The sequence below is a fragment of the Chitinophaga sp. GbtcB8 genome (assembly GCF_019091455.1).
Classification (GTDB): domain Bacteria; phylum Bacteroidota; class Bacteroidia; order Chitinophagales; family Chitinophagaceae; genus Chitinophaga.
Window position 1 is genome coordinate 194,293 of the sequence record NZ_JAGXJN010000003.1, and the last position, 17,523, is coordinate 211,815.

8 protein-coding genes are annotated in these 17,523 nt (G+C 49.7%); all 8 read left to right on the top strand.

Features of this window, described 5'->3' with window-relative positions:
• Positions 1 to 14 precede the first annotated feature (14 nt).
• The 8 genes from asnB to KVT36_RS06140 are packed head-to-tail and all read left to right on the top strand — an operon-like array spanning position 15 to position 17,515.
• Entirely contained in the window at positions 15 to 1,892 is a 1,878-nt protein-coding gene (gene asnB / locus KVT36_RS06105) for an asparagine synthase (glutamine-hydrolyzing) (RefSeq protein WP_217602614.1), read from the top strand.
• A gap of 27 nt (positions 1,893 to 1,919) precedes the next feature.
• Positions 1,920 to 2,603 carry a TauD/TfdA family dioxygenase gene (locus KVT36_RS06110; RefSeq protein ID WP_217602615.1) on the top strand — a complete coding sequence of 228 codons (684 nt, stop codon included), beginning with the start codon at positions 1,920 to 1,922 and terminating at the stop codon, positions 2,601 to 2,603.
• Positions 2,507 to 2,884, top strand: a complete 378-nt coding sequence (locus KVT36_RS06115; RefSeq protein WP_217602616.1) for a TauD/TfdA family dioxygenase — start codon at positions 2,507 to 2,509, stop codon at positions 2,882 to 2,884. The genes KVT36_RS06110 and KVT36_RS06115 overlap by 97 nt, the downstream gene beginning before the upstream one ends.
• A 15-nt stretch (positions 2,885 to 2,899) precedes the next feature.
• Entirely contained in the window at positions 2,900 to 3,625 is a 726-nt protein-coding gene (locus KVT36_RS06120) for an aspartate/glutamate racemase family protein (protein WP_217602617.1), read from the top strand.
• Between the two features lie 29 nt (positions 3,626 to 3,654).
• Positions 3,655 to 5,586, top strand: a complete 1,932-nt coding sequence (locus KVT36_RS06125) for a methylaspartate mutase subunit E (RefSeq protein WP_217602618.1) — start codon at positions 3,655 to 3,657, stop codon at positions 5,584 to 5,586.
• Between the two features lie 13 nt (positions 5,587 to 5,599).
• Positions 5,600 to 8,812 (top strand): condensation domain-containing protein, encoded by a 3,213-nt coding sequence (locus KVT36_RS06130; RefSeq protein ID WP_217602619.1) that lies wholly within the window; start codon positions 5,600 to 5,602, stop codon positions 8,810 to 8,812.
• A 19-nt stretch (positions 8,813 to 8,831) separates the two neighbouring features.
• Positions 8,832 to 10,454, top strand: a complete 1,623-nt coding sequence (locus tag KVT36_RS06135) for an MBL fold metallo-hydrolase (protein ID WP_217602620.1) — start codon at positions 8,832 to 8,834, stop codon at positions 10,452 to 10,454.
• Entirely contained in the window at positions 10,451 to 17,515 is a 7,065-nt protein-coding gene (locus KVT36_RS06140; RefSeq protein ID WP_217602621.1) for a non-ribosomal peptide synthetase, read from the top strand. Before KVT36_RS06135 ends, KVT36_RS06140 begins: the two co-directional genes overlap by 4 nt.
• Positions 17,516 to 17,523 lie beyond the last annotated feature (8 nt).

A 17,523-nucleotide genomic window follows, 5' to 3' on the forward strand; every position in this document is an offset into this window, starting at 1 on the left:
ATCAACGTACGCCTATGTGTGGAATTGCCGGCATTTTTAATACCCTCCGGGGGCAGCCAGTAAATAAGGAATTTGTTGCTGCCATGACCCAGGCCCTGCATCACCGCGGACCGGATGATGAAGCTGTTTTTGTGAACGGCCAGGCAGGCCTTGGCTTTAAACGCCTTAGTATTATTGATATCAGCACTAACGGTAATCAGCCTTTCTTTAGCAGCGATGGGAAGCTTGCTTTAATATGCAACGGGGAAATATATAACTATAAAGAGCTGCGGCAGGAGCTGCAGGCAAAAGGTTATCGCTTTGCTTCAGACTGTGATGTGGAAGTGATCGTGCATTTGTACCAGGAGTATGGCACTGCGCTGCTGCACCGGCTGAACGGACAATTTGCATTTGCCCTGTACGATCAGCAGAAGCAGGCACTGTTCCTGGCCAGGGACCATTTCGGCATTTGCCCTTTGTTTTATACGCAGGTAAAGGATTCCTGGCTGTTTGCTTCGGAGATCAAGGCATTGCTGAAACATCCGCAGGTGCGCAGAGAGGTAAACCTTACAGGCCTGGACCAGCTTTTTTCCTTACCAGGCAATATCAGCCCCGCCACTATGTTCAGGGATATCCACAGCCTTAAACCCGGACACTACCTGTGGCTGGAAGATACGCAGGCTGTTCAGCGGGAATACTGGGACCTTTATTATCCCACCATGTCGGAACCGCTGGAACGCAGGCCGGATGCATATTATGAAGAAGGACTGGAAGCATTGCTGCTCCAGGCCGTTAAATACCGCCTGAATGCGGATGTACCGGTAGGCTTTTACCTCAGTGGCGGATTAGATTCTTCCCTGATAGGCGCACTAATGAAACGAACAGGCGACCGGAATTACGAATCTTTTTCCATTGTATTTCCCGGTGATCATGAAATAGATGAAAGCCATTACCAGCAGCTCATGGCCAGCCATGTACAATCGTACCGTAATGCAGTGCCTTTTGACAGCATGGAAGTACAGCGCCGGCTGGAATCGGCAGTATACTTTTCTGAAACACCGCTGCGCGAAACTTACAATACCTGTTCGCTGGCGCTTTCTGAAAAAGTACGGGAAAGAAAAGTAAAGGTGATCCTTTCCGGCGAAGGAGCGGATGAGCTGCTGGGTGGGTATTTCGGCTACCGCTTTGATGTACAGCGCATGACCAACCATGCTGCTGCAGGTATTAAACAGGTAGAGGAGCTGCTGGATGAAGCTATCCGGGAACGGTTATGGGGAGACCCGTCCTTTTTTTATGAGAATAATGAAAGGGAGCTGGAAGAAACGAAAAGGGCGATGTATGCCAGTACCCTGCAGCACAGGTATCCGGAGTTTGACTGTTTCCGCCATGAATTTGTTGATAAGGAAAAGCTGCGCGACCGGCACCACTTCAACAAACGTTCGTACCTCGATCTTAAGCTCCGCTTATCAGATCACCTGATAGCAGATCATTGCGACCGTGTGAACTATGCCAATGGGGTAGAAGGGCGGTATCCATTCCTGGATATCAACGTGGTGGAGTTTATGAAAACCATTCCCTATGACCTGAAGCTGAATAACCTGGTGGAGAAATATATTCTGAAAAAAATAGCAGCTAAATATGTGCCGCAGGAAATTTGCACCCGGCAAAAATACGGATGGGTGGCGCCAGGCAGCCCGGAGCTGCTGCGTAGCAACCTGCCCTGGATCAATGACCTGCTTTCTTATGACCGGATCAGGCGGCAGGGATATTTTAATCCCGATACTATTGAGCGGCTAAAAAAAATGTACAGCAAAGATAACTTCAGGCTGCATACCTCTTATGAGAATGATCTGCTGATAGTAGTGCTTACGTTCAATATATTCCTGGAATTGTTTGGATTGCCTGATCTCTGATTTTTTCATACCCAAATCACTTTCCTTATGTCCACCATTTTTTATCCTGAAATAAAGAAAAAGGGATTTCCCCACGTGCTGGAGTTTGCAGGTAAAACCGATCCTGCAGAATTTATTGCATGGTATAACCTGCACCGGGATGAGGCGGAAGCTGCATTGCTGGAAAGCGGCGCCCTGCTGGTGCAGGGACTGGAGATTGCTGCCACTGAAAGTTTTGGTGCAGTAGCCGGCGCCATAGAGGAGGAGTTTACGGATTATATTGATATCAGCTATCAGCGCCGCCGCTTGTCTTCTAACGTGTATATCTCTACGGAATATGATTCCAGCTTCCCCATTAAAATGCATAATGAGCTGTCTTATGCAAACCACTGGCCTTCCCGGCTTTTGTTTGCCTGTCTTATTCCATCGGCAACCGGGGGAGAAACGCCCCTGGCAGACAGCCGTGCGGTACTGCGTGCGCTGGACCCGGCCATTGTGGAAGAATACCGGCGTAAGCAGGTAAGGTATGTGCGTAACCTGCACAACGGGCAGGGACTGGGACCTTCCTGGCAGGAAACTTTTAAAACAAATGATAAAGCACTGGTAGAGCAATACTGTCAGAAAGAAGCCATGTTATGGCACTGGAAGGCAGACGGAGGACTAAAGCTGGAAGCCTACGCCCGCCTGTACGTAAGCACCCCAAAACCGGCGCAGAGGTTTGGTTCAGCGTAGCGGAGCTATACCACCCTTCCCATTTTGACCAGGAGTATTATGAAGGCTTGCTGGAGCTGGTGAATGGTGATGAGGAAGAGCTGCCATTATATGCATCTTTCGGAGATGGCACAAAGATCAGCAATGAAACAGTAGCTGCTGTGATCAGTACTATTGAGCAGCAAAGAAAGCTGCGCAGCTGGCAGCAGGGCGATCTGCTGCTGGTGGATAATATGTTAACCAGCCATGGCCGCATGCCTTATACCGGGCAGCGGAAAATAGTGGTATACCTCTGCAAATAAGCAACCCCGCAAGTTATGCAAACAATAACCCCCAACAGGAAAAAGCTGGGCATCATAGGCGGCATGGGCGCCCGTGCCGGCGTATTGCTGATGCAGAAAGTAGTGGACTATTCACCGGTAACCAAAGACCAGGATTTTATTGAGATCCTGCTGCATAGCAATGCCTGCATACCGGACCGTACCCGGGCCATTCTATATGAAGGCCCCTCTCCCGAAGAGGAGCTGATCCGGTCCGTAAGCGGATTTAGTACCTATAACGTGGAAGCGATCGTGATGGCCTGCGTAACCGCTTATTACTATTACAATAAGCTGCAGCAGCACACGCCCGCATATATACTGCACCCGGTGGAAGCGCTGTCCTCATATTTGCAGAACGCTCAGCCGCATGTGCGGCGCATAGGCCTACTGGCCTCCACCGGCGCTATACAGGCAGGTATCTTTCATCGTTTATGCGATACCGGTATAAACATCATTACGCTGGATGATGAGCAGCAGGAAACCCTGTTCATGCAATCACTGTATATGCCCGGAGGGCTTAAATCCGGTAATATCAGTGATGCGGCAAAAGAGCTGTTCTTTGGCGCAGTAGAAAAGCTCAGAACACAGCAGGTAGATATGATCGTAGGCGGTTGTTCGGAAGTTTCCATTTTGCTGCACGCAGATGCGTTGGATATTCCCTATGCAGATGTAATGGACCTGCTGGCCATGGAAGCCGTTAAGTACTGTTATAATTTAAGCTGAATGCCTTGTTTACCCTCTAAAATAATTATATGCCGGACCAACATCAATTACTGATAGGCGGATTGGGCGACGATGCGCATTCTATAGGCATTGGCCTGCTGGCGCTGGGTTTCAGGGAGGCCGGTTTTAATGTGCTGAACCTGGGGATCCGGAACAGCATTGCAGATTTTTTTAAGTATGCCGCTTCGTTTGATATTATTATGATCTCCAATAAGAACGGGCATGCAGAGCTTTATCTGCAGGACTTTGAACAATCCATCCACGCCTTTAAGCTGGCCAATGATACGCCTAAGCTTTGGTACCTGGGCGGCAGCCTGGCTGTAAGCATGTCGGACCACCAGGTAAAAAAGAAATTCCTTTCAATGGGATTTACCAACGTATATCCCAAAACAGTAGCCTTTAGCCTTATACTGGATGATGTGCAAAAAGATATTGTCCGTTATAACATTCCCAAACGCAATGCCGCCAGGGCAGGAAAGGACATTCGTGTACATCCGCCCCTGAATTATGATAGTTTGTCGGATAGCCGTTACAGTGAGCACGCCCTGCAAATGGAGCGCAAGCTGGTGCTTACGGAATGGCATACAGGCAATGATGTGAACCCCGATCACTTTGAAAAACCCCGCTATTCGCTGGACCGCCTGTTGTGGCAGCGTAAAAAAAGTGGTGGTAATGTGCTGTTGCAGCCGCGTACAGGCGTAGCAGATATAAAAGAGCAGATCAGTAAGCTGCAGGCGCTGGAAATGGCCGGCAGCGATATCAGTTCCGTGCAGCTGGATGCAGCCTGCCGCAGCAAGCTGTATGAAAAGGCAAAGGAGTTCAGGGATATTTCGCTGGGCAGAAAAACATCTGCGCTGAACGGATTCCCTATTCCGGTGTATGGCGTAAGCGAAGTAAAACGGCTGGTGAACAGTATGAGAACGCCTTTTCAGCTTCGTGCCGGCGGGCCTGATCACCGCTTCACCTATGAAATAGCCTTGCAATCAGGCATTTCAGGGCTGGAAGGCGGCGCTATCTGTTATTTAATGCCCTATGATAAGCTTACCAGTCCTGTTGAATCTGTAAAGAACTGGCAATACATTGACCGTTTATGCGCATTGTATGAGCAGCATACCGGGTTTGCCGTGAACCGGGAATATTTTGGTGTGCTCACCGCCACGCTGATAGCGCCTTCCATTGCCATTTCGGTAAATGTGATACAGGCTTTGTTAAGTGCGCAGCAGGGCGTAAAAAGCCTGGCGCTGGGTTATGCGGAGCAGGGCAACCGCATCCAGGATATTGCCGCTATCCGCGCGCTGGAAGCATGTACCAACAAATACCTGCACCGGTTTGGCTTTAAGGATTGCCGCGTTACCACTGTGTTTCACCAGTATATGGCCGCTTTTCCTTCAGACTATGCCCGCTCAGAGGAGCTGATCTTTAATTCGTGCATCACTGCCAGCCTGGCGAAGGCCACCAAAATGATGGTAAAAACTGCAGCAGAATCATTCCGTATCCCCACTACCAACGATAATATAAATGCGCTGCAGCTTTGCAAAAAGGCCATGGCCGTAGCTAAAGAGGTGAGGGTGAATGAACCCCGTATCCGTGAGGAAACGCAGCGTATCATACATGAAGTGAACCAGATCATGCAAGCCGTGCTGGACCTGGGTGGGGGAATGGTTTCAAAAGGCATGGTAAAAGCCTTTGAAACCGGTGTGTTGGACATTTTCTGGTCACCCAATATTTACAATCAGAATAAAGTTACCTGTATCCGCGATGTGGATGGCGCTATCCGCTTCCTGGATTTTGGCAACCTGCCCTTTGATGAGGATACCAAAAGCTTCCACTATGAAAAAACATTGATCCGGAAAAATATGGAACGCGACCCCAGCCTGTTTTCCCTGCTGGAAAAAGACCTGAGCCGCATCTGGAAAAATGAGTACAAAGCGTGGCCGCTGGATGCCACTTATGTTGATTAATCAATTGCTTAATATGAGCCAGGAATTACTACATACCATCTTAGAGCAGCATGCTGCACAATATGCTGATAAAATTGCCATCACGGAAGAAAATGCCGCCATCAGCTACAAACAGCTGAAAGCCGGTGTAGATAAGCTGGCTGAAACCTGCCTGCTGGCCGGCCTGCAGCCCGGTAACCGGGCCGCTGTACTAATGCCGCCGGGTATTAAATGGGTAACCGCCATGCTGGCGCTCTTTAAAACAGACCTTATTTATCTGCCATTAAGCAGCGCCTACCCGGACAAAAAGCTGCTGGACATTTATGCACAAACCAGGTTTAGCTGCCTGGTGGTGACCAAAGATCTTTTACCCAGGGCCCAAACCTTCCTCAATGCGTTAAAAGATCACCATATTATATTATTGGTGCTGGATGATGATGGGAGCATACAACAGCTGCAACCTGCTGTCATGCAGCCGGAACCGCCGGTAGCAGATCGTTATAAAGACAGTAGCTATATCATTTACACATCCGGCAGTACCGGCGCCGGTAAAGCTATTGTAGGCTCCATAAAGGGGCTGGCGCATTTTATCAGCTGGCAGGTAAGGGAGTTTGGACTGGATGAACATTGCCATGTAAGCCAGCTAACGAGTATGGTGTTTGATGCATCGTTCCGCGATGTGCTGCTGCCGTTGAGTGTGGGCGGCACCCTTCATATACCGGGAGAGGCTACACGAAATAATACCGCCCTGCTGGTGCAGTGGCTCATACAAAACCAGGTAAGCCTTATACATTGTGTGCCGGCTATGTGGAAGCTGATCACCAGGCAGCTGGAACAGGCGCCGGTGGATCCTGCATTATTACATAACCTGCAATACATTTTCCTGGCAGGCGAGCCATTGTATGCAAGAGATGTAATGAAATGGCGCGCCGCAGCCGGTGAGCACACGCAGATCATTAACCTCTATGGCACATCGGAAACCACTATGGCCAAAACCTTTTACCGGGTATCCGCCCTGCCAGCCAATCCCGCACAGGTGCTGCCGGTAGGTAAGCCTATTGATAATACCGCCATCGCTATTATTAATCATAACCACCTGTGCCGCGCGGGTGAGCTGGGCGAAGTATATATAAAAACACCTTACTGGACAAAAGGTTATTATAATGATGATGCGCTGACCAGTATGGTGTTTGTACAGAATCCGCTGGTAAGCGGCCGGGAAGATATTGTATACCGCACCGGCGACCTGGGAAGGTACCTGGAAGATCAAACTATTGAAGTAATAGGCCGGGTGGATGACCAGGTAAAGATCAATGGCGTACGGGTAGAGCTGGGTGAGGTAGAGCAGGCAGTATTACAGATGCCCGGTATACAGGAAGCTGTGATAAAAACCCGGCAGGATGAAGAAGGCCGTTATGAATTGGTATGTTATTATACCAATAAACAGATCACTGCTGAGGACCTGAGGTCCTTTCTCCGCACTGTTTTAACGGAAACAATGATCCCTGTTTATTTTGTTTGCCTGCAGGAATTTCCGCTAACCCCCAGTGGCAAGGTGGATAAAAAGGCGCTGCCCGAACCAGACCTGCACACGGGTATTGCAGGATATGAATCTCCCCAGAGTAATACGGAGCTGCAGATGGAACAGATCTGGAAAGAGGTGTTGCGGAAGCAGCAGGTTGGACGTAACGAATCTTTTTTTACAACAGGCGGCAACTCGTTGAAAGCTATTCAGCTGATCACCCGCATCTCCAGGGAATTTAAAGTGCAGGTAAAGGTGGTGGAGATCTTTAATAACCAGACCATTGCCCGCTTAAGTGCGCTGGTAGAGCGCCTGGGTAAAACTGAACAGGAGCCCATACCGGTATGTGCGCCACAGGAATATTATGAGCTATCGCATGCGCAAAAACGTTTATGGGCGCTCTGGCAAATAGATCCCGGTTCCTATGCCTACAACATTCCACAGGCCTTTGAGCTGGAAGGCGGTCTGAACACAGTTGCGCTGGAAAAAGCGCTGGAAGCCATTGTTGGCCGGCATGAGATCCTGCGCACCAATTTTGTGCTGGCTAACGGCAGGCCCGTACAGCAGATCCACCCCGCAGGAACCGTTCAATTCACATTGGAATACGTGGACCTGCGCAATGAAACAGACCAGGCGATTGTGCTGAACCGCCTGTTACTCACAGCGGCAGCAGTCCCCTTCAACCTGTCTGCAGACCGTTTGCTGCGCACGGCTCTTTACCGCCTGTCTGCAAACAGCTATGTTTTCTTCCTCAATATGCACCATATTATAACAGATCAGTGGTCAGAGGAAGTATTTTTCAGCGAATTACTGCAGGCTTACCATTCCCTGGAGCAGGGGATGGATGTAATATTGCCTGCTTTACGGATACAGTATAAAGATTTTGCAGCCTGGCATAACCGGCAGCTGGATACAACAGCACGGCAGGAGCATCAGGCCTACTGGCATACACAGCTAAACGGCAGGTTAACGGATGTACCGCTGCCGCTTGATTTTCCAAGACCGGAATTACGTACAGCCGCTGGCGGTAGTGCGGAGCTGGAAATGGATACTACCGCCTCTAAACAATTACTTACGCTGGCGCTGCAGCATAGAACAGGCCCCTTTGTATTGCTGCTGGCAGCTATAAAAGCATTAGCCTACCGGTTTACCGGCCAGCGCCAGGTGATCATTGGTACGCCCTGGGCCTGCCGCAATCACCCCGACCTGGAAACGCAGATCGGCTTTTATGTGAATACCCTGCCGGTAGCCGTACGAATAGATCCACAGGATACCTTCACTGCCCTGTTACAGCAGGTAAGGGACATAACAGCTACTGTAGGCCAGCACCAGGATTATCCGTTTGATATGATACTGGAAGATCTTCAGATAACACGTAAGCCGAACCGCGCGCCGGTTTTTGATATTGGCTTTACCTGGCATGACCGCATCAATATGGCAACCCCCGCCAATGCGCTAAATGTTAGGCCCTATCCACTGGATTTCAGCGGTATTAAATCTGACCTCTGGTTTCATGGATCTGCAGCGCATGACATGCTGCAGCTATCACTGGAATATAGCGGAGACCTGTTCCGCGAAAGTACTGCCCGTATGTTGCTCACCAGCCTGGAAAAAATATTATTAAAGGTGCTGCAAAACCCGGATGCTTCCCTGGAACAGATCACGGCGGATGTGACAACGCCGGTGCTGAACAAGGACATAGCCGGTATTGAATTCAGTTTCTGACAAAAAAATTATGTAAGCCATGAAAAACGATTTTGTTTACCTGAAACGTAATGTTGTGCCGGAGCCCCTGTTTGACCAGTGGTATGCCTGGCCGCACCTGATATCTCCCGCCACGGCAGCCATGAACATACTGGGCCGGCATATCAAGATCATGAACTCCTATATACTGGCCCCGCAGATCCATGCAGAAGCAGTAAAAGATCCTAAGCTGCTGGGCGGCCCGTTCATGGATTATGATGGCAACCGTAAGGAGGAGGTTAAACAGTTAAAAGAAGCTACCCTTACTAATAACAGCCGGTTAATAGAATTTGCCAAAGCTGTGCAGCAGCTTTGCAAGCTGTTGAAAACAGAGGCAACCGGCGCATCTATGCAGGAGCTGTATGAAAAAGTACCCGATATATTAAAGGGATATGTAGAGCTGTTTTACGATGTTAATAACCAGCCCTCTTTTCGTTTTTTTGAATCGCTGTTGTATAAAAGTGAATTTTATAAACCGGAGCTGCAGAGCATTTCTTTTTACCTGATAGAAGAGGATGACCGCCCCTTTATTTTAAGCACACCCAGGCTGCAAACAACTACAGATACAGTACATATACGTATGCCTTTTAACAGCCCTGTGCTGGATGAGCTGTTCCGCATGCAGCGGGAACCCGGTTCATATAGCTATATCAAAGAAAAAATGGGCATCGGGGAAGAAGATGATGCGTTGTTCCGTACTTTTTTTACTACAGACGCGCCGGAAGTATATGCCAAATATGACGGGGATTACATCCGCACCCGGTATTTTGGTCATGCCTGTATCCTCATAGAATCAAAGAATGTAAGCATCCTTTCCGATCCTGTTATCAGTTATGGATATAACTCACACATTTCACGGTTCACTTATTCAGATCTGCCGGATGTAATAGATTATGTAGTGATCACACATAACCACCAGGATCATATTCTGATAGAGACCATGATACAATTGCGGCATAAGATCAGGCATATTATTGTGCCGCGTAACGGCACAGGCGCCCTGCAGGATCCTAGTGTAAAGATGATGCTCAATAACCTGGGTTTTCATAATGTGATAGAAATAGACGAGCTGGATACGGTAGAAATGCCCGGCTGCACCATAACCGGCCTGCCCTTCCTGGGCGAGCATTCCGACCTGGACATCCGCACAAAAATGTGCCACCATGTAAGGCTGGATAATGAATTGTCTATTTTGTTAGCTGCAGATTCCTGTAATCACGAACCTAAAGTATATGAGCATATACAGCAGGTGATCGGGGATATAGATGTATTGTTCCTGGGCATGGAGTGCGACGGTGCACCCCTGTCCTGGCTCTATGGTCCATTGCTGCCGGAAGCGCTGCCAAAGGAAAAGGACCATTCACGGAGGTTAAGGGGAAGCAATTTTAAAGAAGGCATTGACCTGGTGTACCGCTTTAAGCCGAAAGATGTATATGTATATGCCATGGGACAGGAGCCCTGGCTCAATTATATTATGTCGCTAAAGTACACAGAAGAATCCTCTCCCATTATTGCATCCAACAAGCTACTGCAGGTATGCAAGGAAATGCAGATCAATGCAGAAAGGCTGTTTGGAGAAAAAGAGATCGTTTATAAAAAGGAAGCTTCAATTCTTTCTGTATGACAGATCCAACAATGCAGCAAAAACTGGCGGAAGAATACTGGTATAAGAAACTGGCGGATGTTGTTTTGCCCACTGCTTTCTACCATACAGGTGCAGGTAATGCACAACAGGCCGTGGTAACAAAAATGCTGCCAGAGGCCGCAGTCAGTGCTGTTTCCCGCCTGGGGAAAGGAAATGCGCTGAGTGAGTATGTGATCTACCTGGCCATGTTCGGTTTTCTGACCGGTAAATATTTCCGGGGAAGACAGCTGCTGGTATACTCCCCGCTTATGCGGGATGCAGGCGCCTGTATGCCGCTGTTCCATAACCTGTACATAAATGCTGCACAGGATATGGGCAGTTATATACGCGAAGTTGCTGCCGCTGTACAGCAAAGCAGAACATATGACTGTACGGACTATACCGTTCTGAGTAACCGTTTTGCAGACCGCAATATTGAGGAGCCGCTGATCCATAGCATAGGATTCCGCTACGCCCCTTTGCAGGATGCCGGTGTTAATGAAAAGAAAGTGAAATGGATGCTGCTGCTGGAACACACAGCAGAAGGGCAGCTGCAGGCCACGCTGCGTTATAGCGCACACCTGGTGGAAAACACTGCTGCAGAAGATTTTATGGCCCGTTACAGCCATTTGCTGCAACAGCTGGACGCTCACCTGAGCGTAAAGGTACCGTTGGATAAAGTGGAGCTGCTGGAAACCGCAGAACGGAACCAGGTTTTCTTTGCGTTCAACGAAAATGCGGTCAGCTTTCCGCATAAGACACTGGCAGCCCTGTTTGAAGAGCAGGTGGAAAGAACACCCGGACAAATAGCCCTGCAATACGGAGAAGAACCCTTAACATATGCTGCATTAAATGAACAGGCCAACCGCCTGGCCGCTTATTTAAAACAGCAGGATGGTGTTAAGGAAGATGCTATCATTGGTGTATTGTTAGACCGCTCGCTGGATATAGGCATAGCCGTAATGGGCATACTGAAGGCCGGTGCAGCCTTCCTTATCATTGACCCGCAATCCCCGCAGGAGCGCGTGCATACAATACTGGATGATGCACGCCCTGCTGTTATAATCACCCATTCTGCGCAGTTTGCGCTGCTGGAAGGATATGAAGGAACCGTGTTTGCGATGGATATACAGCTGCAGCTGCTGAATATGGCTGCAGGAAATTTTCCGCTATCGGTAACCCCGCAAAACCTGGCTTATATACTTTACACCTCCGGCACTACGGGTATACCCAAAGGAGCTATGATAACGCAGGAAGCGGTGGTGAACCTGGTGACCGGCCTATGCAATACCTTTTTTCCATCAGCCGCGCATATGCAAATGGCGGTAGTAGCGGCTACCGTGTTTGATCCCTTCTGGAAACAGTTCTTCCTGGCGCTGCTGCAGGGGCATACCCTGCATATAGTACCGGATGCAGTGAAACGCAGCGCCACAGACCTGTGGAGCTTTTACAGCCATCATCACATTGAGCTGACCGATGGCACCCCTTCCTTATTAAATATCCTGGTGGATAACCTGCCGGCATTACCGCTGCAGCTCCGCTATTTTATGATAGGTGGCGAAAGATTACACGCAGCGCCACTGTTACGGTTATATGATTTCTTTACCGCAAGCGGACAACAGATAGCTGTTATTAATGAATATGGGTTAACAGAATGCTGTGTGGATAATATTTGCGGCCTGGTAAATCCCGATGTTTTGCAGGAAGATGCGCCGGTGTCTATAGGCCGGCCACTGCCTAATAACCAGGTGCTGATACTGGATGCAGACAACCGGATGGTGCCGGTAGGCAGCTATGGGCAGATCGGGATACTTGGAAAAGGTGTGGGCCGTGGTTACCTGAACCGCCCGGAGCTGACTGCAGAAAAATTTATTGACAGCCCTTACAGCGCATTTACAGGTAAGCTATACCTGACCGGGGACATAGGTAAATGGCTGCCGGACGGCAACATTATTTGCATGGGGCGCCTGGATAACCAGGTAAAGGTAAATGGCTACCGTATTGAGCTGGGTGATGTGGAAGCCGCCATGCAAAGGATCCCCGGCATTAAAGAAGCCGTAGCTGTTACCCGGGAAAGGGATGGCAGGAATGTGATAGCAGCCTACTGGACCGGTAATCCGCACCTGGATGCCGCCGCAGTAAAGGCAGCGCTGGAGCAGTATTTACCCATATATATGCTGCCTGCCTGGTACCGGATAATGAAACAAATGCCGCTAACCGTTAACGGTAAAATAAATAAACAGGCGCTGCCTGATCCCTGGGCAGAAGATAATGATAACGGAGAGGTATATACGCCGCCGGTAACACCCATGCAGCAGCTGCTGGCTGGCATATGGCAGCAGGTGCTGGGTATGCCGGCTGCCGGCATACGGAATAATTTTTTCCTGAACGGCGGCGATTCCATTAAGGCCATACAGATGGCTTCCCAGCTGCATGGCATGGGATATAAAATGGAGGTAAGGGATGTTTTTCAATACCCCACTATTGAAGAATTGGCGCTGGTAATAAAAACGCTGGAAAGGCTGACGGATCAGCAGCCGGTAACCGGCGAGCTGCCCCTTACGCCGGTGCAGCGGGAATTTTTTGCTGTGCATGCACAGGCCCCGCATCACTACAATCAATCAGTACTGTTACAATATAATACCCGGGTTGCCCCGGAAAAGATAACCGCGCTTTTCAAGTTCCTGCTGCAGCATCATGACGCGCTGCGTATTGTTTTCAAACAACAGCACGGAGAATGGATCCAGCAGAACCGGGATACCATGGTTATGCCTGCCCTGCAGGTGTTTGACTGGGAGGAAAAAGATTATACCGCAGATATGTTCAGCGCAGCCGCGGATGAGCTGCAGCATGGCGTGCACCTGGAAGAAGGACCGCTTATGCAGCTGGGGCTTTTCCATGTAAAGGATGGCAGCCGCCTGCTGATCATCGTACATCACCTGGTAATGGATGCGGTATCATTCCGCATATTGCTGGAAGACCTGTCTGCGCTGGATGAGCAGTATGAAGCAGGCCTTCCGTTGCAGCTACCGCTTAAAACAGATGCCTATAAATTTTGGGCAACACAGCTGGCAGCGTATGCCGGCAGCCCCGTAGCGTTAAAAGAAAAGCTATACTGGCTGGCACAATTGCAGGCCATTCAACAGCTTTCAACACCTGTACAGCTGCAGTTGGCCCAGGCAGGAGCACAGCGTTATACCTTTTCACTGGACCGTGTGCACACATCGTTGCTTACCGGAAGAGCCAACAGGAGCTTTAATACGGAAGTGCAGGATCTGTTGCTTACTGCTGTAACCCTGGCCTGTAAAGATGTTTGGCAAACACCTGCTACCGCAGTTATGCTGGAAGGCCATGGCCGCGAACCGGTGATGCCTGGTATGGATGTAAGCCGCACGGTTGGCTGGTTCACCAGTATTTATCCTGTGGTGTTTGACCTGGGTACGGCCCGGGATCTGAAAGATGCCGTTATCACGGTAAAAGAGGTTATCCGCAAGGTGCCGGGTAAAGGTGTTGGATATGGTGTGCTCAAATACCTGGCGGATGATCATTTACCAGCCGGTGTGAATGTGCCGCTGCTTTTCAATTACCTGGGCCATTTTAACGCAGATGCATCCAATGGCATTTTTAGTCTTTCAGACGAGCCGCACGGCCGGGAGCACGATGTATCAGCGCCCTCTCCATATGCTTTGGAAATAACAGCCGTTATTACAGAAGGTCAGCTGCATGTGGGCCTGGAAAGCCGGGCAGATGGTACCGCCGCCATACCGTTGTTCTTTGACCAGCTGCAGCAGCGCTTACAGGAGCTTATAACATATACAGCCGCCAGGGAGCAGGTAACGCTTACACCTGCGGACCTTACCTATAAGCACATCAGCGAACAGGACCTGGCTGTTATTTGCCGGCAGTATGCTGTGCAGGATCTTTACCCGCTTTCACCAATGCAGGAAGGTATTTTGTTCTCCTGTTTGTATAACGATGCGCCGGCCTATATCCAGCAGCTTTCTTACCGCGTAAAGGCGCCTAAGCTGCGCCCTGCGCTGGTAAAGGCCAGCATAGAGCATCTTACCAGCCGTCATAATATTTTACGCACGGTGTTCCTGTACGAGGCGCTTAAAAGACCGGTGCAGGTTGTATTAAAGCACCAGGAAGCAGGTTGTTTGTTTGAAGACCTGCGTGAAAGGAACGATCAGCAGGCCTACCTGCAGGATTTTAAAAGGAAGGACCAGCAGCAGGCTTTTGAGCTTGCCTCCGGCCCGCTGCTGCGGGTAGCCATTTTCAGGCTATCGTCAGATGAGTATGAGTTTGTGTGGACGCATCACCACCTGCTGATGGATGCATGGTGTGAAGGCATTCTGATCCGCGAGTACTACCACATTTATAATAACCTGCAGGAAGGCACGCATATTGATCTGCCATCTGCGCTGCCATATAATACCTACATTAAATGGATAGAGGAGCAGGATAAGGCGGCCGCAAAAGCTTACTGGCAGCAGTATTTGTCGGCTTTTGAAAAGACCACGGCTTTGCCGGGAAAAAAACGGACCACCGCAGCCGGCAAAAAAAATACACAGGAGCTGCCGCTGGATGCTGCTGTTACAGCAGGATTGAGCCAGCTGGCGGCCAGGTGCCAGGTAACACTGAACACCATTATGCAATGTATATGGGGCATACTGCTGGCCAGGTATAATAATACAGAGGATGTTGTTTTTGGCAGCGTAGTATCCGGCCGGCCGCTGGCCATCCCCGGGTCAGACAGCATTGTAGGGCTTTTCATTAATACCATACCGGTAAGGATCCGGTTCAGCAGTAATACCACCGTATCACAGCTTTTAAAAGAAGTACAGCAACAAGCCCTGGAAAGCGAGCCTTATCATTACCAGAGCCTTGCTGAAACACAGGCATTAAGTGGTCTTCCGGTGCAGATAGATCATATCATGCTGTTTGATAACTATCCTTCAACAGAACAGCAGTTAAGCAGCGGAGAGGCCACAGCAGCTGATCTGCCGGAGATCTATGAACCGCATATCTTTGAAAAACCTCATTATGATCTTAATATCCGCTTTATACCAGGCAGCAGCCTTACCATACGGTTAGACTATAACGGCGAGGTATATACGCCTGTATTTATGGAACGGATCCTGCTGCAGTGGGAATGGCTGTTGAAAGAAGTGCTGGCCCATCCGGATGCTGTGATCACAGCGCTGGATATAACACCGCCGCAGGAAAAACAGCAGCTGATTGCTTTGGGCAGTGGCAACCCAGTAACCTATCCGGTAACGGCCCTTATTGACAGGTTTGAAGCGCAGGCTGCTGCACACCCGGACCAGGTAGCCCTGGTTTATAAACAAAAAGAGCTCACCTATGCTGAGCTTCACCGGCGGAGCACAGTACTCGCCGGCTACCTGCAGCAGCAATACCAGGCAGGTGAAGGAAAGCTGGTAGGCATTATGCTGGAAAGAACAGAGCTGATGGTGCTGGCCGTATGGGGCATACTCAAAGCCGGCGCAGCCTTTTTACCCGTTGATATGGCATTGCCTGCAGACCGCAAGCAATTTTTGCTAGAGGATGCGGATATCCATTTGCTGCTTACCACCTCAGATAATTTATTTGCGCTGAGTGAGTATTATCAGCATGAAGTGATAGCCATGGACCTGCTGGATACAGAAGGAACAGATAATCTGCCGGCGCCTGTTACCCCTCTGAATGACCGGCTGGCTTATGTGCTGTATACTTCCGGTTCCACCGGGCAGCCAAAAGGGGTGGGCATCAATATGTCAAACCTTGTTAACTACCTGGAATGGGCCAATACTTATTATTTCAGCAATGGAGCAGGACATTGTTTTGGCCTGTTCACTTCCCTTTCTTTTGACCTGAGCATTACCGCGCTGTTTTCCGGCCTGCTCCGTGGCGATAAGCTGGTGCTGTTTGACAGTGAAGCGGAAACAGCTGACTTGTTATTCTACCTTTTTGAACAGCAGCAGGAAATAAACACCCTGAAGCTAACCCCTTCACATATCGACCTGCTGGCCGGCCTTACATCAGGGCATTGCAACATACAAACTGTGATCCTGGGCGGGGAGGCCATCCGGGAATCGCAGATCCGGCTGCTGAAAAGCTTAAATCCGGCCATCCGTATATTTAATGAATACGGGCCTACGGAAACCACCGTAGGATGTACGGTAAAGGATATACGTAAACCGGCAGAAGCAGCTTCCATTGGCCTGCCCATTAACAACACACAGCTGTATATTTTAGATGCCGCCTTACATTTTCAGCCGGTAAACGCCACCGGGGAAATATTTATAGGCGGCGCCGGTGTGGGCAATGGATATCTGAACCGCGCTGCGCTTACAAATGAACGGTTTATCAATGATCCGTATGGAGCAGGTAACCGCTTATACCGCAGCGGCGATCTGGCGCGCTGGACGGAAGAAGGAGAGCTTGAGTACCTGGGCCGCGCAGATGATCAGCTGAAGATAAGGGGATACCGTATAGAACCGGCGGAAATAGAGGCCGCCGCCTTGTTATATCCGGGCATTACCGCCGCAGTAGTAATAGCTGTGGAGGATAAGGAAGGCCGCTATGAGCTGGCCTGTTATTATACAACCACTACACCCATACCCGCGGTAACCATGCGCGGGCACCTGTTACAAACCCTGCCCGCTTTTATGGTACCGGCTTACTGTGTGCCGCTGGAAAAAATGCCCTTGAATGTAAATGGTAAAATAAGCCGCCAGGAGCTGCCTGCGCCTGCAGAGGCCACCTATGATGCCGGCCCGCCGGTATTGCCGGAGAACAATATGGAAGCGCGATTGCTGGATCTCTGGAAAGAAACACTGGATCTGCAGCAGGTAGGCGTTTGCGATAATTTTTTTGCAATGGGCGGCAACTCCCTCAAAATAGTACGGCTATACGATTTAATACGCCAGTCCTTTAATGTACAGCTCAGGATCAGCGCTTTGTTTGATCATCCCACCATCCGGCAGCAGGCCGGCCTGCTGGAGCTAAGCACCGGTAATATGACCGGCAATGCACCCGCCGTAGCGGTAATAGATTTCTAAGACATTTA

Coding starts and splice junctions, on each gene's coding strand:
- asnB (WP_217602614.1), top strand. CDS start 15: ATGTGTGGAATTGCCGGCATTTTTAATACCCTCCGGGGGCAGCCAGTA.
- KVT36_RS06110 (WP_217602615.1), top strand. CDS start 1,920: ATGTCCACCATTTTTTATCCTGAAATAAAGAAAAAGGGATTTCCCCAC.
- KVT36_RS06115 (WP_217602616.1), top strand. CDS start 2,507: ATGGCACTGGAAGGCAGACGGAGGACTAAAGCTGGAAGCCTACGCCCG.
- KVT36_RS06120 (WP_217602617.1), top strand. CDS start 2,900: ATGCAAACAATAACCCCCAACAGGAAAAAGCTGGGCATCATAGGCGGC.
- KVT36_RS06125 (WP_217602618.1), top strand. CDS start 3,655: ATGCCGGACCAACATCAATTACTGATAGGCGGATTGGGCGACGATGCG.
- KVT36_RS06130 (WP_217602619.1), top strand. CDS start 5,600: ATGAGCCAGGAATTACTACATACCATCTTAGAGCAGCATGCTGCACAA.
- KVT36_RS06135 (WP_217602620.1), top strand. CDS start 8,832: ATGAAAAACGATTTTGTTTACCTGAAACGTAATGTTGTGCCGGAGCCC.
- KVT36_RS06140 (WP_217602621.1), top strand. CDS start 10,451: ATGACAGATCCAACAATGCAGCAAAAACTGGCGGAAGAATACTGGTAT.